This window comes from Pseudomonas sp. NPDC089554, from assembly GCF_050280645.1.
Classification (GTDB): Bacteria; Pseudomonadota; Gammaproteobacteria; order Pseudomonadales; family Pseudomonadaceae; genus Aquipseudomonas.
The window spans coordinates 156,064-174,657 of the sequence record NZ_JBNNVR010000001.1; the positions used below are offsets into that span (position 1 = coordinate 156,064).

General features: G+C 67.3%; 14 protein-coding genes. All 14 read right to left on the bottom strand.

Annotated features, from left to right (window positions below):
- Positions 1–5: 5 nt before the first annotated feature.
- Positions 6–479, bottom strand: coding sequence for a prepilin-type N-terminal cleavage/methylation domain-containing protein (locus ACQKPE_RS00595; RefSeq protein WP_427662835.1), 474 nt, complete (start codon positions 477–479; stop codon positions 6–8).
- Positions 476–2,335: a secretin N-terminal domain-containing protein gene (locus tag ACQKPE_RS00600; RefSeq protein WP_427662836.1), complete on the bottom strand. Its 1,860-nt coding sequence runs from the start codon at positions 2,333–2,335 to the stop codon at positions 476–478. The genes ACQKPE_RS00595 and ACQKPE_RS00600 overlap by 4 nt, the downstream gene beginning before the upstream one ends.
- Entirely contained in the window at positions 2,332–2,859 is a 528-nt protein-coding gene (locus ACQKPE_RS00605) for a hypothetical protein (protein WP_427662837.1), read from the bottom strand. Before ACQKPE_RS00605 ends, ACQKPE_RS00600 begins: the two co-directional genes overlap by 4 nt.
- A complete protein-coding gene (gene pilO / locus ACQKPE_RS00610; RefSeq protein WP_427662838.1) occupies positions 2,859–3,410 on the bottom strand; it encodes a type 4a pilus biogenesis protein PilO in 552 nt (183 codons plus the stop codon). Before pilO ends, ACQKPE_RS00605 begins: the two co-directional genes overlap by 1 nt.
- Positions 3,397–3,939 carry a pilus assembly protein gene (locus ACQKPE_RS00615; RefSeq protein ID WP_427662839.1) on the bottom strand — a complete coding sequence of 181 codons (543 nt, stop codon included), beginning with the start codon at positions 3,937–3,939 and terminating at the stop codon, positions 3,397–3,399. Before ACQKPE_RS00615 ends, pilO begins: the two co-directional genes overlap by 14 nt.
- A gap of 1 nt (position 3,940) precedes the next feature.
- Positions 3,941–4,723 carry a hypothetical protein gene (locus ACQKPE_RS00620; protein WP_427662840.1) on the bottom strand — a complete coding sequence of 261 codons (783 nt, stop codon included), beginning with the start codon at positions 4,721–4,723 and terminating at the stop codon, positions 3,941–3,943.
- Positions 4,704–6,380, bottom strand: a complete 1,677-nt coding sequence (locus tag ACQKPE_RS00625) for a GspE/PulE family protein (RefSeq protein ID WP_427662841.1) — start codon at positions 6,378–6,380, stop codon at positions 4,704–4,706. Before ACQKPE_RS00625 ends, ACQKPE_RS00620 begins: the two co-directional genes overlap by 20 nt.
- Before the next feature lie 150 nt (positions 6,381–6,530).
- Positions 6,531–7,064 carry a response regulator gene (locus tag ACQKPE_RS00630; RefSeq protein ID WP_427662842.1) on the bottom strand — a complete coding sequence of 178 codons (534 nt, stop codon included), beginning with the start codon at positions 7,062–7,064 and terminating at the stop codon, positions 6,531–6,533.
- Between the two features lie 215 nt (positions 7,065–7,279).
- On the bottom strand, positions 7,280–7,906 hold the full coding sequence (locus ACQKPE_RS00635) for a SurA N-terminal domain-containing protein (protein WP_427662843.1): 627 nt from the start codon (positions 7,904–7,906) through the stop codon (positions 7,280–7,282).
- A 12-nt stretch (positions 7,907–7,918) separates the two neighbouring features.
- Positions 7,919–9,442, bottom strand: coding sequence for an ABC transporter substrate-binding protein (locus ACQKPE_RS00640; RefSeq protein WP_427662844.1), 1,524 nt, complete (start codon positions 9,440–9,442; stop codon positions 7,919–7,921).
- A gap of 5 nt (positions 9,443–9,447) precedes the next feature.
- Positions 9,448–10,110 carry an SCO family protein gene (locus tag ACQKPE_RS00645; protein WP_427662845.1) on the bottom strand — a complete coding sequence of 221 codons (663 nt, stop codon included), beginning with the start codon at positions 10,108–10,110 and terminating at the stop codon, positions 9,448–9,450.
- On the bottom strand, positions 10,107–10,754 hold the full coding sequence (locus ACQKPE_RS00650; RefSeq protein ID WP_427662846.1) for an SCO family protein: 648 nt from the start codon (positions 10,752–10,754) through the stop codon (positions 10,107–10,109). Before ACQKPE_RS00650 ends, ACQKPE_RS00645 begins: the two co-directional genes overlap by 4 nt.
- Positions 10,751–12,727 (bottom strand): cytochrome D1 domain-containing protein, encoded by a 1,977-nt coding sequence (locus tag ACQKPE_RS00655; protein ID WP_427662847.1) that lies wholly within the window; start codon positions 12,725–12,727, stop codon positions 10,751–10,753. The genes ACQKPE_RS00650 and ACQKPE_RS00655 overlap by 4 nt, the downstream gene beginning before the upstream one ends.
- Positions 12,728–12,746: 19 nt before the next feature.
- Complete coding sequence (gene mnxG / locus ACQKPE_RS00660) at positions 12,747–18,587, bottom strand: manganese-oxidizing multicopper oxidase MnxG (RefSeq protein WP_427662848.1); 5,841 nt, start codon at positions 18,585–18,587, stop codon at positions 12,747–12,749.
- Positions 18,588–18,594 lie beyond the last annotated feature (7 nt).

Here is an 18,594-nt window from a genome sequence, read left to right on the forward strand (position 1 = left end):
GGCCGTCACCATTGCCCGTAGGGCGTGCCGTCCAGGCCTTTGCCTGGCGCCTTGGAATACACGTCGAACACATCCTCGCCATCGCGCGGGTTGTCCGGTTGGCTGTCGTAGCTGCGCAGGCCCCAGCCGCCTTGGTCGTCCTCCTTGGCCGGACGCAGCGGGTCGCGGGGTATGCGACGCAGGAAGTAGAACTTCGCGCCCTTGGCGCTGCGCACGTCGCGCACGCCATCTACCAGCACTTGCAGGCTCGGCGGGTAGCCGCTGGCGTTCAGGCGCTTTTCGATATAGCCAGCGTCAAAGGCACGTTTGTAGGCATCGATGGCATCGCGCACCTGGTACAGCGCCTCGCGCAGCTGCTGCTCCTTGTTGCGCCGCACCAGTGTCTCGGCCAACGGCGCGGCCATGCTGGCCAACAACCCGAGCAGCGCCAGGGTCAGCACCACCTCGATCAGGCTGAAACCGCGCACTGGGCGTTTCATGGCTGCGGGCTCCGTGGCACCAGGGCCATCTGCCCTTCCACCACCGGGCCCGCGCTCGGTACCTCGGTGGGCTCGGCGCTGGCCGGCAGCGGCTGGGCCAGTTGGCGCACTTGCAGGCTGGATTCGGTGCCGGTGGCGAACTCCATGTCCGACGGGCTCTGGTACGGCAGGTTGCGCACGATGCGCGGGGTGATCGCCAGCACCAGCTCGGACTTGCTCATGTCGTCCTTGTGGCTGCCGAACAGCCGGCCCAGGCCAGGAATGTCGCCCAGGCCGGGGATCTTGTTGCCGCTGGCGTTGTGGTCGTTGCGCACCAGCCCCGCCAGCACCTGGGTTTCGCCGTCGTGCAGGCGCAGGCTGGTCTGGGCGTTGCGGGTGTCGACCTGGACCGGGATGGTGCCCTGGCGGGTCGGCTCCAGCGGCGTTGCGTTGCTCACCTCGAGCGCGATCTTGATCGCCACTTCGTTGTTCAGGTGCACGGTGGGCTGCACCTCGAGCTTCAGGCCCACGTCCAGGTAGGTGACGCTTTCGGTAATCACCGGGCCTTGGGTGGACGGCACCGAGGTGGCGCTGATGATCGGCACCCGCTGGCCAATGTGAATGCGTGCCTGCTCGCGGTTGCTCACCCTTATCACCGGGCTTGCCAGGGTGTTGATGTCCTTGTCCTGGGCATTGATCTTGGCCTGGGGCGAAGGCGAGATAGTGATGCGGCTGGAGTTGATGCCACGCAGCTGGTCGAGCACCCCCACCGCACTGCCGTCGCCATTGATCACGCCGAAGGTGTTGGGCCATTGCAGGCCAAGGTCGAGGATGCGCGAACGGGCCACCTCCATCACCTCCACCTCCAGTACCACCTCGGGGTTGGACTGGTCCTGGGACTGCAAGAGTTTTTCGGCCATGCGCACAGCGTCCGGGGTGTCGCGCAGGGTCAGGGTGTTGAGGCGTTCGTCGACAAACACGTCGCGGGTCTTCAGCAGGGTCTTGACCATGTTCAGCGCGGTGTTGGCGTCGATGCTGGTCAGGTAGAAGGTGCGCATGACCAGTTCCTGGTAGTCCTTGGTCTTCTGCGGCGAGTCGGGGTAGATCAGCAAGGTGTTGTCGTTGACGATCTTCTGGTGCAGCTGGTTCTGCTCCAGCAGCAGGGCCACGGCGTCTTCGATGCGCACCTCGCGCACGAAAATGGTGGCCTTCATGTCGGGGCGCAGGTCCTTGTCGAAGATGAAGTTGATGCCTGCCACCTGGGCCAGCACCTCGAAGATGGTCTTGAGGTTGGCGTCGCGAAATTCCAGGGTCACCGGGCGCTCCAGGCGGCTGCGCAGCTGTGGGTAGGGCTGCGCGGTGCGGGCCTGGACGTTCTCGATGTCGGCCCGCAGGATCAGGCCCTTCTGGTGTTGCGGGTCCAGGCGCAGCACTTCGCGCATGTGCCGCTCGGCGCCGAACAGGTCGCCCTGGCGCAAGGCTGCCTGGCCGAGCGCGACGCGGTCGTCGAGGGTGCGCATCATTTCCAGCTGGCGCAGGCCCTCCTGGGCGCGGCGGTTGTTGGGCTCCAGGGTCAGGACCCGGCTGTAGCCCATGCGGGCGCCGCTGAAATCGTGGAGGGTGCGGTCGCTGTCGGCCTGGGTCAGCAGCGCCTCCACCGCCTGCTGGCGACCGTGGGCCAGGGCGATGTTCAATTCGGTGTCGCGCGGGTCTTCGCGCAGGGCTTCTTGCAGGCGGGCAATACCGGCTTCGTACTGGCCCTCCTCGATCAGCGCCTGGCCGTCCTTGCGTGCGGCGCTGGTGCCACATCCGGCCAGGGCCACACAAAGGGCCAGGAGCAGGAACGGAGCGGGTTTGCTCAGCTTCGATGAATTCATGGTGCGCTCCCGACAGACAGGGTCTGCGACTGGTGCAATGGCAGGTAGACCAGGCTCAGCTCGCTGGCCGAGACCCGGTCGAGGCGGTAGGTGTCGTCGATCACATCGCCCTGGCGCACGACGTAGAGCTTCTCGCCGCTCTGCAGGAACACCTGCTGGTCGTCGCGGTCGCCCAGGCGGCCGATGAACTGGAACGGCAGGACGGGCGCGCTGGGGGTTGCCGGGGCTGCGGGGGCGGCCGGGGCGGGTTGCTCGGTGACAGTGGCCAGGGTTTGGGGTTTGGCCCAGCGTTGGCTTGGGAAGAGGTCTTTGGGAGACTGTGGGGGCCTCTTCGCGGGCGAGCCCGCTCCTACAGAGGGCGCGTCGTTCGCGGAATCGGTGGACGACACCGCCCCTGTAGAAGCGGGCTTGCCCGCGAAGGCAGCCACCTCGGTATCCAGCCCGAACCAGTGCCCCGGCGCCCACGCCAATGCCGCGCTCAGCCCCAGGAACCCCGCCCACATCACCGCACGCTGAGTGTTCATCACGACCTCGACAGGTAAAGGGTCATGCGCAGCCGACCATTGAGCTCGCTGTCGCCGATGCGTTTGCGTTGCAGCTCGAGGTCTTCCAGCACCAGGGTCGGCAACTGCCCCAGCAAGGCCTGGAGAAACCCGCGAATCTGCGGATAGCTGCCGCGTACCGGCAGGATGATCTGGTAGCGCGCCAGCTGGGTCTTGGGGTCGATGCCCAAGGCGTACTCGCCACGTGCCAGGCTGATGCGTTCTGCGTTGGCCAGGTGGTAGAGGCGTTCGATCAGCTCGCTGGCCTGGGGTTGGCCAGGCAGTTGCTGGCGCAGGCTGTCCAGGGCCTGGTGCTCGGGCTTGGCCGCCACCTTCAGTTCGCCTCGCTGCACCCGCTGCACCTGCACCTGGGCATCCGCTTCGCTGGCTTGCAGGGCGCGCACCGCCTGCCACTGCGGCAGTACGCCCGCCAGCGCCAACAGCACGCTCAGCAGCGCCACGAGCACCCCAGCCAGCCCTGCCCGGCCCAGGCGTGATACAGCTTCGTGAAGGATCAGGCTAGGGACGCGCATGGCCGGTCTCCCAAGTGGCAGTCAGGTTGAAACGCACCGGGTGTTCGGCCTGGCCGGCCAGCACCTCGTGGTTGAGCAGCGACACGTCGGCCAGCTCGCTGCTGCGCTCCAGGCGCTGGTGGTACTGCAACATGGCCTCCAGGCTGCGAGCCTCGGCGGCGATACGCACCTGGCCCTTGCGGGCGTCCGGGGTCAGGCTGAGCAGCGCCACGTCTTCCTGGGGCTGGGCTTCGAGCATGGCGAACAGCTGCTCCCAGGGGCGCTGCAATTGCTGCGAGACCGAGCGCATCTGCGCCAGTTGCTCGGCCTGCTCGCGGCTGGCGGCGCTGTTCTGCGGTGCGATGGTGGCCGGGCGGCGGCCCAGCTTGAGCTCCAGCTGGTGTACCCGGGCCTCCAGCGCCACCTGCTCGTGCTGCAGGTGCTGCTGCAACAGCACCAGCAAAGCCAGCACCGCGCTGCCCAGTGCCAGCAGCGCCCAGGCCAAGGGGCTGCTGCGCCGTGGCTGGAATTCCAGGTCCAGGCGGCGCATCTCAGGCCACCGCCCGCCACATGGCGCACAGCGGGTCGCTGTCGCCAATGGCGCTGCACAGTTGCACGGCCTCCAGGTCAGGGGCGTCCTGGCGGCCTGGGGCGTGCAGGTAGACCTTGGGCAGGTGTTCGCCGTACAGCTCGCAAGTGCGGGCGATCAAGGCGCGCAGGGCCTGGTCGTTGTCGGCGCAGCCCTGGGCCAGCACTTGCTGCCAGGCGCCACCGGCGGCCAGCAGCAGCACGCTGCGGCGGGGCTCTGCGAGCACGAACAGGAAGTCGCCCTGGCCCAGCTGTGCCGAGCAGCGGTTGTAGGCCGCCATCAGGTAGGGCTGAACCGAGCGCAGGTGCAGGTGGCTGCGCTTGCCCAAGGCTTGCAGGCCCTGCAACAGGGCTTCGGGCAAGGCGGTGGCGATGCGTGCGGCGCCAGCAGGCTCGGGCGACAGCACGATGCGCCAGTCGTCCAGCGCTTGGCCGTAGAGGTTTTCGAAGCAGGCCCGGGCGTAGGCTTGCAATTCGCCTGGGTGGCCGATGGCATCGCTCCAGGGCACCAGGCAGAAGCGGCTGTAGCGCGCCGACAGTAGCACCCGAAGCTGCGCGCCCTTCACTGCGTGGGTGTGCAGCAGCGCACCAAGGGTTTCCAAGGCTTGGGCCCAAGCCGGTTGCGCGGCGTCGCAGCTAAAGGCCTGGCTGCCCAGCCACTGGTGGCGGTTGCCGTGCCAATGGCCCAGGCCGACACCTTCGGCGCCGAGCACGGCGCAGTAACGATCAGGCGATAAATGTGACACGGTTGATCTCCTCCAAGGTGGTGCGGCCCTCGCGGACCAAATCCAGCGCCGAGGCGCGCAGCAGGCGCAGCCCGCGCTGGCAGGCCAGCGCCTTGATCTGCGCGAGCGCGCGGCGCTCGACGATCATCTGGCGCAGGTCGTCGTCCAGGTGCAGCAGCTCGGCGATCGCACTGCGCCCGCGGTAACCGCTGCCACGGCACTGGCCGCAGCCCTGGGCGCGTACGAAATGCCAGCCCTCGACCTGCTCACGGGCCAGGCCCGAGGCGGCCAGGGTGGCGTCGTCCACCTCGCAGGGCGCGGCGCAATGCGGGCAGGCCAGGCGAATCAGGCGTTGGGCGAGCACGGCGTTGAGTGCCGAGACGAAGCTGTAGGGGTCGACCTGCATCTGGCTGAAGCGGCCGATCACGTCGAACACGTTGTTGGCGTGGATGGTGGTGAACACCAGGTGCCCGGTGAGCGCCGACTGCACGGCGATCTGCGCGGTGTCCGGGTCGCGGATCTCGCCTACCAGGATCTTGTCCGGGTCGTGGCGCAGGATCGAGCGCAGGCCGCGGGCGAAGGTCAGGCCCTTCTTCTCGTTGACCGGAATCTGCAACACGCCGGGCAACTGGTACTCCACCGGGTCTTCGATGGTGATGATCTTGTCCACGCCGTGGTTGATCTCGCTGAGCATGGCGTAGAGGGTGGTGGTCTTGCCGCTGCCGGTGGGGCCAGTGACCAGGATCATCCCGTAGGGCTCGCTGGCCAGCCGGCGCAGGGCCTGCAAGGTGTGCTCGGCAAAGCCCAGGGCTTGCAGGCGTACGCCGCTGACCTGGTCGGACAAGTCCTGCTTGTCGAGCACCCGCAGCACCGCGTCTTCGCCGAAGATGCTCGGCATGATCGACACGCGAAAATCGATCTGCCGCTCGCCCACCAACACCTTGAAGCGGCCGTCCTGGGGCACGCGCTTCTCGCCGATGTCCAGCTCGGCCATGACCTTGATGCGCGAGATCACCTGTTCGGCGAAGGCGCTGCCGCTGGCCTTGCCGGCGCCATTGAGCACGCCATCGATGCGGTACTTGATGGTCAGGCCCTGGCCGGTCATGCCCAGGTGGATATCGCTGGCGTGCAGCTTGAGGGCGTCGTACAGGGTCGAGTTGACCAGTTTCACCACCCGGCTCTGGTCTTCGCTGATGCTGGTCAGCGACAGGCGTTGCAGGGCGTCGGCCTCGCTGCCGGGCTCGGCATCGTGGCCGAGGGCGTCGATGGCGTGGAAGTTTTCTTCGTGACGGGCCAGGAACGCGGCGAGGTCGGCGGCGTGGGCCAGGTGCAGCGACGCACCTTGCAGGCAGTCGTCGATCCAGGCCAGGCGCGCAGTGTCGAAGGGGTCGGCGAAGACGCCCAACAATTCGCCGCCCTGCTCTACCAGCACGAACTCGCGCTTCAGGCATTGGGCCAGGCTGACCTTGTCGAAGCGCGGCTGTGCGGCGAACAGCGCCTGGCTGTCCAGGGTGGGGTAATGCAGGGTGGTGGCCAGGCGTTGCAGGAACACTGCCGGGGTGTCGGCGCTCAGGCGTTCGAGGCGGGCCAGCAGGCGGTCGTCGCTGGCATCGGAGCGGGCCTGGGTGAGGAGTTCGCGGGGGTAGGCAGGGGTTTGTTCCGGCCTCTTCGCGGGCAAGCCCGCTCCTACAGGTTCTGTGGGCGCCGCGGTCCCTGTAGGAGCGGGCTTGCCCGCGAAAGGGCCAGTACTGACTTGATCAAGGCTCATGACCTGCGACTCCGCTCAGGGGCGCGTCGCAGGCTGGTTCAGGGAAGGCCGCGGGCGCCGCTATTCCCCGGTGCGCAGTTGGTCGTCGTCAGGTTCGGGGGGCTTGGCGCCATTGTGTCGGCGGTCGGCCAGGACCCAGCTGCCATCGTACAACTGCAAGGGGAACGTCTGGTTCCTGTTCTGGCGTCGCTCGATAAAGCCTTCTGCCGGGTTGTCCGTGGCCCTGCGCTGGCGCTCCAGCCCCATCAGGTCGAATACCGCGCGGGCCAGTTCCGCCAAGGGGAACGGCTTGAACAGGACGTGGCTGACACCCAGCTCGGCGGCCCGCTCACGCACCTCGACGGTCGGGTGGGCGGTAATCAGCACGAAGTGGCACTGCCTGTTCCTGCGCACGGTTTCCAGAACCTGAAACCCCTCCATGTCGGGCAAGCGGTAATCCAGCACGATCACTTCCGGTACCAGGCGTTCGGCCAGGCCAATCCCCGTGGCACCGTCGTGGGCAACCTCGACTTCCAGGCCTTGCGCCTGCAAATACGCCTGCAGGTTCTGCGCAAGGGTCTGCTCGTCATCGACCACCAAAACTCTGTTCACCAAGGCCCACTCCCCTGAACTACCCGGTAACCCGGTCGGCGAAGCGCGGCCTTGTAGAGGCTTGAGCAGGCTTCGTGCCAGGCGTGAAAAGTCATGTCGAAACACCTTAAGTCGTTGATCTTGCTAGGCTGCCCCAGAAGGGCCAGACGCCCTCCCCCACATTCGGGGTGAGTGATGGCATTTTGAACTGCGGTGGTTCCCCAACCTTGGGGAACCGCTCAGTTCGCGCGTTCCACCACGGCCCCCTCGCGCAATCGTTGGCGTACCGATTGCCGCGCCTGGGCCTGCAATTGCCCGACGAGCATGGACTTGGCCAAGGCCAGCCCCTGTTCCCCTGAGACCAAAGCGTTATCACTTTGGTTCGGCATTTTTTCCAGTTGCTGGCGCAGTGCCTCTACCTGCGCCTGGCTGGGCTCATCGATGCGGGTCAGCCGTGCGTAGGCCTGTTGGGCGGCCATCTCGTGACGAGTGTAGTCGGCGAAGCGTGGCCTATCGAAGCCTGCCTCGGCCAGGGCGCGCTCGAACGCAGCCGGGCTGGCGAAGGCCTGCTCCAGCTCGGCGACATAGACCGCCACCTGGGCGTCGCTGATCTCGACGCCCTGGCGCCGCGCCTCTTGCCACAACAGCTCCTTGTCGATCAGTTCATCCAGCGCCTCGTCACGCAGGCGCTTGTACAGATTCGGGTTGCGGATACTAGACAGCGCACGGCCCTGGGCTTGCAGGTATTCGCTGAAATAGCGCTCCAGGCGCAGCACGCTGATTTCCACGCCATTGACCCGTGCGGCGGCGAGTTCCGCAGCCTGTGCCTGGGCAACCAGCAGCATGCACAGCAAAAGGGTACGCATGGCGACCTCCATTCATGGGTGTTCGGCTAGGGGCCGGTACGGCGCGGCGGTCGCAAACTGCGGCCCAGGCAGGCTCACCGCGACCACATGGGCACCGGCCAGGGCCTGGCGCCGTCCGGGGCCAAAGCCCAGTGCTGGGGTAAGGCCGGTCTCGATGCCGTGCAGGCCCTCGAGGGCAAGCACCAGACGCTCGCGGCTGGCATCGCGCCCCACTTGGCGCAACGCTTCGCTCAACAGCCGCAAGGCGCACAGGGTGCTGACCTGCAAGGCGGCATGACGGGCGTCCAGGCCTTGGCGTCGTTGCAGCCCAGCCAGGGAGGCGCGGCCCTGTTCGGTCCAATCGCTGGGGACATAGGGATAGGCCAGGTACAGCCTGCCCGACCACTGCTGCGCTAAGGCGGGCAGTGCGCTCGCCACTTGGCTGGAGGCGGCGAACAGGTAAGGCGTACGCCCTGCGTCGCGCAACACCGAGGCCAAGCTGGCGAAGGCCTGGGCGCGCCCAAGGAACAAGATGCCCTCGCCTGCTACCGCCTGGCCATCGAAGGCCTGCACCGGGGACGGCGACCAGCCCGCCTGCTGCAGGCGCAGGTGCAGCGCCTGGGCAGCAGCGGCCTGCTCGGCGCCGGCATATACCACCCGCAAGGCACCCGCACTCAGGCCCAGGCCCTCGCGGGCATGGTTGGCCAGGCTGAACAATTGTTCGGGCAGCGCGGGCAGAGGGTCGAACACTTGGGGGCTGCCACCGCTGCGCGGAGCAACGCCCACCAGGGGGACGCCATGGCGTTCCAACACGGCGGCCCCTTGCTGATCGAGCATCGGCGCCAGGGGGCTGACCAGGGCGAAGACCTGCTCCTGCCCCAGCAGCCGCTCCAGCGCGTGCTCAGCGCTGCTGGCGTTGTTACCGGGGTCGAGCACCACCAGCTCCAGGCGCCTGCCGTGGAGGCCGCCCTGCTGGTTGAGTTGTTCGATGCCATCTTGCAGCACTGCGCGCACCACCTGCCCGGCCTCGGCCAGCGGGCCACTGCCCGGCAACAGGGTGCCGAGGCGCAAGGTGCCCTCCTCCACGCCGGGGTCGCGCTCCTCAGCCAGGCGCTTCAGATAGGCGCCGAGGTTGCGCTGGTCGGCAAGCGTCATGTCGAAGCGCGGCATGGCCGGGTCCAGGCGGTTGCCCGCAGGATCGACGCCATGGCTGATGGCGCGAGCCAGGGTCGCGTCGGCATAGGGCGGGTAACTGCGGCCATTGGCCTGGCGGGTACCCTGCCCGCCCGCCAGGCGCTGCCATTCCAGGCTCGGCGGGCGCACGCCGCCTTCGGCGCGGCCGCGGCCATCGCTGCCGTGGCAGCTGGCGCAGGGTAGCACGCTGGCGGGCACGCGCAGGTCGCTGGCGCCCACCAAGGCGGTGACCTGGGCATCGCTGCTGGACACGCCCTCGCGGTACAGGCGCTTACCAGCCAGCTCCTGGGGGGTTAGGTCCAGGGCGTGTGCTGGGAGGCAGAGCGCCAGCCACAGGCCCAGAACACCGCATGCACTGTTCATCACACTTACCGCCCCGCCAGAGGTTGCGTCAGCAGTTGCATGCGCTGGGCAATGGCAGCGGGTGGTGCATCAGGGCGGATCTTGCTCCAGCGCTTGCCCGCTACATCGCCCGCGATCAGCTGCGTGGAATGCTGCTCGGGGCTGGGCAGGAACTGGCCCAGGCGGCCCAGCACCAGGTCGACATTGGCCTTGTCGCCGGTCAGGAACAACCAGTTCGGCCCGTCCACGCCCTGCTGGGCAGCGAACGCCTTGAGCACTTCAGGGGTGTCGTTGAGCGGGTCGCTGCTCAGCGACACGAAGGTCACCTGCCCCGCCAATTCAGGGCCCATGGCCTCGCGTACCTCGCGCAGCTTGCGGGTAATCAGCGGGCAGGCGTCGTTGCAGTGGGTGAAGATCACGTTGAGCATCACCACCTTGTCTTTGAGTACATCGCTGTAGAAGCGCAGCTCGCGGCCGTTCTGGTCCTTGAGCAAGGTGTCGGTGAACCAGGCCTGGGCATCGCGGGTGCCGCCACCGCTCAGCATTGGCTGCGGCGCGGCCTGGGGTTGCGGCTGTGGCGCATGGCCTTCGTGGGCACAGGCCACCGAGGCGAGGATCCACAGGCAGGCGCCCAGGGTCAGCCAGTCGAGGCCGCGCATGCCGTGGCGGTGGGGGTTGGCAGTGCTCATGGCTGCACCTCCTGGGCAATGGCCGTGCTCTTGGCGTGCACCCGCCGCGCACTGAGGCGGTTGATCTCGGCGATCAGCACGTTGGGGTCGGTGAAGCCGTAGTAGCGTGTCCATTGCCCGCTGCGTCCATCGCCCACGAGGATCAGCGGCGGGTGCTGGGTCAGGTCGGCGCTGAAGCTGCCCAGTCCCTTTAGCGTCTCGCTCACCGCATAGGGCGAGCCGGTCAGCCAGCTCCAGCCCTCGCCATGCTGGAAGGCGCGGGCGTAGCTTTGCAGGCGCTTGGCGTCGTCGCGTTGCGGGTCGATGCTCAGCGATACCAGCTGCACCTCCTCACCCACCCGCCCGCCCAGCTGCTGCTGGACCTTGCTCATGATCGACGACACCACTGGGCACACCGTGGTGCAGCTGGTGTAGATGAAGCCCATCACCACCAGGCGGTCGCCTACTAGGTCCTGTTCCAGGCGCACCGGCATGCCATGCTGGTCGAGCAGCGACACATCGGCGAAACGCACGCTGGCTTTTTCCTGGTGCAACGCAGGCGGCGCCTGCTTGGCATGGCCTTCATGGTCGTGCCCGGCGTGGGCCAGGGCCAGGTTGCTGGCCAGCAGCAGGCTGCAGGCGAACACATAGCTTGGGCAGTTCATCGCACACTCCTGGATTCCCCTTGGGAAGCGGTGGACGCTGCGGCCGGCTGGACACGCAGGCTGGTGTAGTTGTTTTCGGCGAACATGCGGCCAAGGCTTGGCGACTGCACATGCAGGTACCAGGCACCGGGCTCGGCCAGTTGCAACGACGCCTGGTAGACGCCCTCGCCCACTTCGCTCAGCGGCAGGCTGCGCGGCATCGAGGATGGCGCCAGGAAATAGCGCAGGCTCAGGTCGCGCAGGCCGACACGCGGCTGGCCCTGGTCATCGAGAATGCGCACCTGGGCCATGAATGGCGCGTGCTGCAAGCGGGGTTGCTCGCCGCCAATGAACTCGGCGCGAGCACCTTTGTGCTGGCTTGACGAGGGCGCGGCGGCGACGTCGGTGCTGAAGCAATGGATGATCTGCGGTTGGTTGAGCAGGAAGGCCACGTCGAACGTGCCCGCCGCCGGCAGCTTCACCGTCGAGCCGTACACGCCAGGCGCCAGCTCGCGCAGGCTGCGGTCGATGACGATGGCCGCGCGGGCTTGGTGGCCGCGGTTGTTGTAGCCGGACATCGGTGCGTTCATGCCCTCGGCATAGAAGTAGGTGGTGTTGTCCACCGGGTTGACCACGAACACCGAGTTGTCGTCGCGGGCCACGCTCAGGCCCTGGGCCAGCGGCAGGTCGCCGGCCTGGCGCGGTGCTGCGGGGCCGGCCTCGAAGCCCTGGACGATCGGCTGGCGCCCTTCGCCGAGGCTGGACAGGTTGATCATGCTGACCTTCGGCGAGGCCAACCCACGCACGTAGGCATACCCCTTGGTGAAGGTCAGCTGGTACGGCTCGGCCGCCACCGGAATGCGGTGGATCAAGCGGTCGTTGCTGGCGTCGATCACCAAAGCCTGGTTTTCCAGGGTATTGAGCACGATGCCGTAGCGCCCGTCGCTGCTGAAGCGCATCGGCCCCAGGCCCGGCTCGGCCTGGACCACATGGCGCAGCTGATGGCTGCGCGCATCGATCACCCGCACGCTGCCTTCTCGACCATCGACCACATACACCGCTTGGGACAACGCCGAATACGCCACCGACAGCGGGTGTGGGCCGACTTCGAGGGTCTTGGCCAGGCGCATCTCGGCGGTGTCTATAACACTCAGGGTGCCGCCATCGCGGTTGCTGACGAAGGCATAGCGCGAGTCGGCGCTGAAGGCGATTTCGTGGTGCCCGGAGCCGGTGGCGAAGGATTTGAGCGTGCTGCGGCTGGGCACGTCGATCACCGTCACCCCGCCCCTGGCCGGGTCGTCGCTGTTGTTGCCGACCCACAGGCGGCGCTGGTCGGGTTGCAGGGCCACACGCAGCGGCTGGTCGCCGGCCTCAAGGGTGGCTACATGACGGAAGGTCTCGGTATCGACCACCGCCACCTGACCACGCTCGGGCATGGACACGAACACCTGCTTGTCGTCGCCACTGGCCACCCAATCCATGGGCCGCCCAGGCAGGTCGATGCGCGCCAGGGTGCTGGTGACCCCGCCCACCGACACCGTAGGGTCGATCACCGTGAGGCTGGCGTCCTTGTTCAGCACCAGCAGGAAGTAGCTGTTCAGGTCCAGCAACGGGCGTGCGCCGATGCTGCTTTTCAGGAACAGCGCCACCCGCGCCTTGCAGCTGCTGTCGCGGTCACCCACCGGGGCCGACTGCGCCGGGTCGATCCAGGCGCCCGGGGCCATGCCCGAGAGTGGCTGGCCGCTGGCCTGGTCGCGCACCTTGAAGCGCACGTTGGCAAAGCCACCTTCGCGCAGCACCTCTCCAGCCAATGGGCGTGCTTCGAACTCCACAGTTACCCCGTCGCGGCTGAGCCGGTGCAGGGCCTGCGGGTCGGCAGGCTCCTGCAGCAATTCGCGAGGGTCGCAATAGAGCTCGTCGTAGGCGACCCCCAGGCCGATCAGCGCAATCCCCAGCAATACCCCCAGGTAGGCGGGACGCATCTTCTTGTTCATGGCTCGCACTCCCCCTGGTTCATTGCGCCGGTGCCGTGGCCGGCGGCGTTTCGTGGGTTACCCGCAAGATCCCCCACAGCCCGGAGACGTTGCCGTAGGCGGCGTAGTCGCGGAACAGGTAGTCGCCGGGCACGGCGTTGGCGCCACCGGCGCTGGGCAGCATGAAGCTGAAGTGCGCCGCCGGCAGCACGCTCTCCTGGGCGCCAACGTAGATGGACATCGGGTTGTAGCCAAAGCGCACCGAACCGATGCCTGGCAAGCCCATGGGGTGGCCATCGAGGTCGCTTTTCTCGGGCTGGTAGGCATGCAGTGGCCACAGGTGCCCGTCGAGCTGGTAGGTGATGCCGCGGCTGCCACCACTGGGCATCAGCACGTGGCTGCGCAGCGGCTGGCCAGGCTTGGCCCACAGCACCGGGGTTTGCGGGTCGCCGCCGATCAGGGCGTTGCTGTAGGCCATGTGAGCGTTGGGTACGTCGCCGAAGCCATGGCCATCGGCGCGGCCGAATGGCGCGTCAGGGGCCAGGCCGAAGCGCAGCCACAGTGGCTCGGTCTTGTAGTTCATGGCCATGTTGCCGTTGTCCTTCGGATCGCCCGGCACGCCGTTGCCTTCGGTGGCGATACCCGCCACCGGCCGGCCATCGGCCCAGCGCATGTTCAGCGAGCGCTGCCACACGGTGACCAGGTCGCGGTAGTCGGCCAGCCCCGTCGCCTTGACCGTGGCCTGGGCGCGGCTGGCGCCGTCCTCGGTCCAGGTGGCACTTTGGGGCAGCACGCTCATCGCACCCACCAGGCCCTTCTGCGGTTGCTTGATCAGATCCGCCGGGGTCAGGTTCAGGCCGCCGAACTCGATGGCCGTGGTGTTGATGTTGTCCACCGTGCGGCCCAGTTGCAGCACCGGCTTGCCTTCGCGCTCCAGGTGCCCGGCGTAGTACTGGTACACCTTGCTGGGGTAGGCGCCGCTGTTGCCGGCACGCGGTGGCACGGTCTGGATCGGATTGGTCCCAACGTTGGTGCCATCGGACTTGGTGATGTCGTAGGCCAGCAACTGGGCATGCAGGCCCACGTGGCTGGACGGGCGCATCAGGTTGTTGTTGAACGCCGTGGAGCCCTCGCTGCCATTGCGGTCGCGCTTGACCACGTTCTGCATCACGGCGGTGCTGGGCAGGTCGGGCATGACCAGCGGCAGGCGGTTCTCCAGGGTGATGCTGATGCAGTCGCCGGCATTGGCGCGCAGCACCAGGGGCTCTACCGGGATGCCGGGCTTGAGCTTGCCAGTGGTGGCGTCGAGGTCGGCCTTGCGCACGTACATCACGGCGGTGGGGTCGTGCAATGGCGCACTGTGGCCACCGATGGTGAAGGTGGTGCCGTCTTCCTCGTCGGTGACGGTGGCCAGCGGGATGCTGGTGCGACGGCTGTTGAACACCAGGGTGCCGCCATTGGCTTTCAGCGGGCCGCCGACATGCTGGCCGACGCCGGCTGGGTCGCTGATGCTCACGCCATGGCGGTTCTCGAGGATGTCGTTGGCCAGCGCCGCGACCACTTCATAGCTGCGCTTGACCGTCGGCCGGGTGCCGATGCCGTTGGGGTTGGCCGTGGTGCGCGGGCAGATGCCATCGAAGGCCACGGTGTTGCGCATGGCTACCGGCTGCGGGTTGTTCGGCAGCGGGAACAGGTCCGGACGCTGCGCGGTGTAGTTGCGCATCACCCCCCAAATGCCATTCCAGTAGCCTTCCAGGGCGGCATCCAGCGAGTACAGGTAGTCGCCGTTGGTGGCCGCAGAGCTGGAGATCATCGACACCGGCGCCATGAAGCCCAGCTGCTCGGAAATGCCCACCATCTGCGAGGACTTCCACCCCGAGTTGGAGCTGCTGCCGAAGCCCGAGCCGTTTTGCAGCCATTTCACGCCGTGCAGGGTGACGTTGTGCTCCTCTTCGTGGCCGCCAGCGTGCATGCGCAGGCGCACGTTGTCGCCGGAGTAGGTGCGCAGCATCGGGGTGAACGGGTCGCCCGGTTCGCTGCCCTTGTTCACGTGTGGCGGGAACAGCGTGGTGCCGCCGGTGGGGCCGACCGCCGAGGTGATGGCCGAAGGCGCCAGGTTCATCGCTGGAATCGCCCGGTCGGTGCGGCTTTGCAGGGCATAGGCCAGGTCACCGCCCAGGCCGTCGGCCTGCATGCCGCGCTTGCCGTCCGGGCCGACCTTGTTGGGGTCGAACACGCGCAGGGCCAGCGGTTCGTTGCGGTAGTTGACGACGAACATGCCGGGGTCATCCACCGAGATCGCCTGCGGGCAAGGTCGCGTCGGGCAGCCGGGGCTCAGCCCGCCACGGGACTCCACCACCGATTCGAGCAGGTTGGACGCAGCCTGGCGTACCGGTGGGTTGATGGCGTAGCGGAAGCTGTCGGCGGTGGCCGGGAAGGCCTGGCCATTGGGCACGCCATCAGGGCCTGCCCCCACGTAAACGCCGGCCTCGTAGGCATGCTGGAAGTCGCTGTATTCCAGGAAGAACTCGCGATAGCTGTCGTTGCGCCCATCGCCGTCGTGGTCGCCGGTCTGGATCACCGCCTGCCACGAGGTCGGTCCGCCGTCCTGGCGCACGGCCGGGTTGTACAGCTGCTCGCCGGTTTCGGCGTGGTACCAGGTGGAGCCGGCAGGTTCGGCCAGCACGGTGGCGTACAGCCCAAGCTGCTGGTGGGTCGAGGGGCCGAGGTGGTCGTGGGTGAAGATGGTGCCAAGGCCCCGGTCGACGTTGTGCACGTTGATCAGCGGGTCGGCGAACCAGCGTTGCATGGCGGTGCGCGCACCCAGCCAGTCAGCCCGGCCGAAGCGCCCGAAGTACGGGTGCTGCTTGGCCTTCGGGCAGGCCTCGGTGCCGTCGCGGGTGTCGCCTTCGGTACAGCCATTGAAGCTGCGGATGGCATGCACGCGCTCGACCACACTGCCGGGCGAAAGCACGCCGTCTTCGTAGTTCCAGCCGTTGGCCGAGCCGTCGGCGGCGGTCAGGTCCCACTTGGGCAGGTGGATATGCTGGCCGATCACGTCGGTGGGCGTGCGCACCTGGTAGTCGTCCATTTCATAGAACGACGGGATCAGGTTGGTGTGCTGGTACATGGTGCAGTCGAAGGTGTTCATGCGCATCACCAGCGGCTCTGGCGGGCGCTGCTTGGTGATCACCGGCCAGGCGTCTTCCCACAGGGTGAGGATGCGCGCTTGCGGGAAGTGGTAGCCCACTTTGTTGTATACCGCGTCGAACTGGATGTTGGCGCCCTTGTAGATGCGCGGGCGGTCGGCGGTGAAGGTGGAGGCGCCACGGAAATTCAGGCCGCCCAGGCTTTCGCCACTGAAATATTCGCCCAGGCCCGAGGCTTGGGTCAGGCGCTTGCCGCGGTCGTCCATGCACGGCTCGTAGAACGGCGCGCCGGCAGTAGGCAGCGCGCCGTTGGTGCGAAATGCCTTGGCTACCGGGGCGCTGCCGGGTACCAGGGCGAAGCTTGGGTGCTCGGCCTTGGCGTGGAACTGCATGGCGGCCTGCTCGACGTCGGTGCCCTGCTCGGGCAGGTAGATGGGCTTGGCCTTGTGCACCACCTTGGAAAAGTCCAGGCGGGTGGTGGTGGTCACCGCCTCGCCACCGGCGGAAACACCGTCCAGGGCGTGGCGACCCAGGCCGCCGTCCCAGCCATCGACTTGGTTGGCGTCGAGGTTGGCCCACAGCGCGTTGCCGCTGTCTTTGAGCTGGCGCGCCAGCGCGGGGTCTAGCATGTCCAGCGGTGGGGTTGGCGGACGTTGGCCGACGCTGCTTTCCATACCGCCGATCCAGAATGGGAAGCCGGGGTTCTTCAGGCTGCCGTCGGCGTTGCGGTTGGTCTCGCTGCGGTCGACCAGGGCCAGCGAGCCCACGGCCCGTGGTGCGGCGCCATGCTCGTCCCCCCCTTCCTGCTCTTCATCGTCGTCGTGCTCGGCCACCCCCTCTTCGGCGAGCTTGGGCACCACCACGACCTTGCCCGGCATCGGCGCCATGGCCTTGCCTGGCAGCGGCACGATTGCCGGAATCGGCGTGCCGGCGACGATCTCGCCGTCCGGCAGCGCCCGCGCGCCAGCGGCTGGCTTGCCACTGCGCAGGGCGAACGGCGTGGTGTGGAAGCCGTCTTCGCTTTCGCCGCTCACCTCCAGGCGCGTGCCCGCCTCGAACACATCGTGCACGCGCCACATGGCCCACATGCCCTGGGCGAAGTGCGGGTAGAAGTGGCAATGGTAGATGGCATCGCCCGCCACTCGGTTGCGGTTGCCCGAGCCGCCGTTGGCGATTTCGTAGGTGTAGCCCACGCCCGGACCGATGCCCTGGGCGTCGATGTAGTCGGAGTTGTCGTCGTTAGGGTTGAACAGCCACTGGTGCCCGTGCAGGTGGAAGATGTGCTGCTCGTGGCCGTTGTGGGTGTTGCGGAACTTGGTGAAGTCGCCGATGTAGCTGTGGTGCACGTTGGCAGGTTCTGCCGGGTACAGCGCCATGCTGGCCTTGACCCCTACCGCGCTGGCTGGCGGCACTTCGCCGGGCCGGATGCGTTCAAGGCCGACGTTAGCCGGTACGTCCACCAGGGTGCCGATATCGCCGACGGTGTGGGAGCTCAGGAAGAACTCCTCGTAGGCACACGACAGGCAATCGTGCATCGGCCCCACGCCCAGGCGGTTGGCGACCACTTCTGCGCCCATGCCGCCGGAACCGTAGTTGATCATGAACGAGTCGCGGGCCGGTTCCAGCACATGGCCCATTACCGGGTCTGCCCAATAGCCTGGGAAAGCCTGGGTGGTGGCCACCTCGTCGGCGAACTGCGCGGCGAAGTCGCGGAACGCCTCGAGCCGATTGGGAATCGCCGGGTTGCGCTTGCCGAGGCTTTCCAGGGGGTAGGTGCTGCGCGGGAAACTGCCATCGGGGTTGGGGCCCATGACAATGGCATCGGTTTCGCTGTTGAGGATCTCGTTGCCATCGACCATGGCGATGACCGGCTTGCCGGCCTTGCCTTCGGTAATCCAGGGCTCCACTTGCGGGTAGCGCGCCTCGTAGTCGATCACCGGTTGGCCAGTGGCCGTACGCCCCGTGGTGGCCAGGCGCATTTCCTCTTCGGTCAGCGTATTGCGGTAGGTACGCCCGCCCTTGGGCACCACCACCACCTGGCCGAACAGGCCATTGGCGACGTTGCCCGCCCCGCCCTGGCCGCCGAAAGTGGCGCCCAGGCTGGTGGCGGCGAAAGCGCCTTCGCGCTCGGCATACAGGGTGTAGCTGCGGCTGGCGCCGGGGGCGATCAGGAAGTTGCCGTTACGCCCGGTGTTGGCGGCGATATCGCCGATACTGTTCACCGCTTGCAGGCCGTTGACCTGGAAGCCCACGTGACGGTCGGTGACCTGTTCGTCGGCGACGAAGTTTTCATCGCCTGCGTTCTCGATCTCGACGCCCTCGTCTTCCTCACCCTCGACTTCGTGCTCGTCGTGGTCGATGCCGTGCTTGTTGGGGTTGGCCTGGTAGGCCAAGAGGTTGGTGAGGTTGACCGTCAGGCAGTCACCTGCGCCGACCCGTAGCACGATGGGCCGCGGGCGTTTGTCCGGGCGCAGGGTGACCTTGCCCGGCACAGCGGCGCCGCCCTTGGTCAGCGGCACGTGGTTTTCGTCCACCACATCCTGGCGCAGGGCGAACATCATGCCATTGGCGTTCTGCGCGCCAAGGCGGTTGAACATCAGCGGCTGGTCCAGCGCCACCACGTTGGCCACCAGATTGCGCTGGCACTGCACCGCCGCTTCGCTGGTAACCTGCCAACCCACAAGGGCCAGCATGAGGGACGTCAGGACGGAGCCTTTGAGCGGGGTCTTCATGCTGCAC

Coding starts and splice junctions, on each gene's coding strand:
- ACQKPE_RS00650 (WP_427662846.1), bottom strand. CDS start 10,754: ATGAACTGCCCAAGCTATGTGTTCGCCTGCAGCCTGCTGCTGGCCAGC.
- ACQKPE_RS00645 (WP_427662845.1), bottom strand. CDS start 10,110: ATGAGCACTGCCAACCCCCACCGCCACGGCATGCGCGGCCTCGACTGG.
- pilO (WP_427662838.1), bottom strand. CDS start 3,410: ATGCGCGTCCCTAGCCTGATCCTTCACGAAGCTGTATCACGCCTGGGC.
- ACQKPE_RS00600 (WP_427662836.1), bottom strand. CDS start 2,335: ATGAATTCATCGAAGCTGAGCAAACCCGCTCCGTTCCTGCTCCTGGCC.
- ACQKPE_RS00595 (WP_427662835.1), bottom strand. CDS start 479: ATGAAACGCCCAGTGCGCGGTTTCAGCCTGATCGAGGTGGTGCTGACC.
- ACQKPE_RS00635 (WP_427662843.1), bottom strand. CDS start 7,906: ATGCGTACCCTTTTGCTGTGCATGCTGCTGGTTGCCCAGGCACAGGCT.
- ACQKPE_RS00605 (WP_427662837.1), bottom strand. CDS start 2,859: ATGAACACTCAGCGTGCGGTGATGTGGGCGGGGTTCCTGGGGCTGAGC.
- ACQKPE_RS00615 (WP_427662839.1), bottom strand. CDS start 3,939: ATGCGCCGCCTGGACCTGGAATTCCAGCCACGGCGCAGCAGCCCCTTG.
- ACQKPE_RS00655 (WP_427662847.1), bottom strand. CDS start 12,727: ATGAACAAGAAGATGCGTCCCGCCTACCTGGGGGTATTGCTGGGGATT.
- ACQKPE_RS00640 (WP_427662844.1), bottom strand. CDS start 9,442: ATGAACAGTGCATGCGGTGTTCTGGGCCTGTGGCTGGCGCTCTGCCTC.
- mnxG (WP_427662848.1), bottom strand. CDS start 18,587: ATGAAGACCCCGCTCAAAGGCTCCGTCCTGACGTCCCTCATGCTGGCC.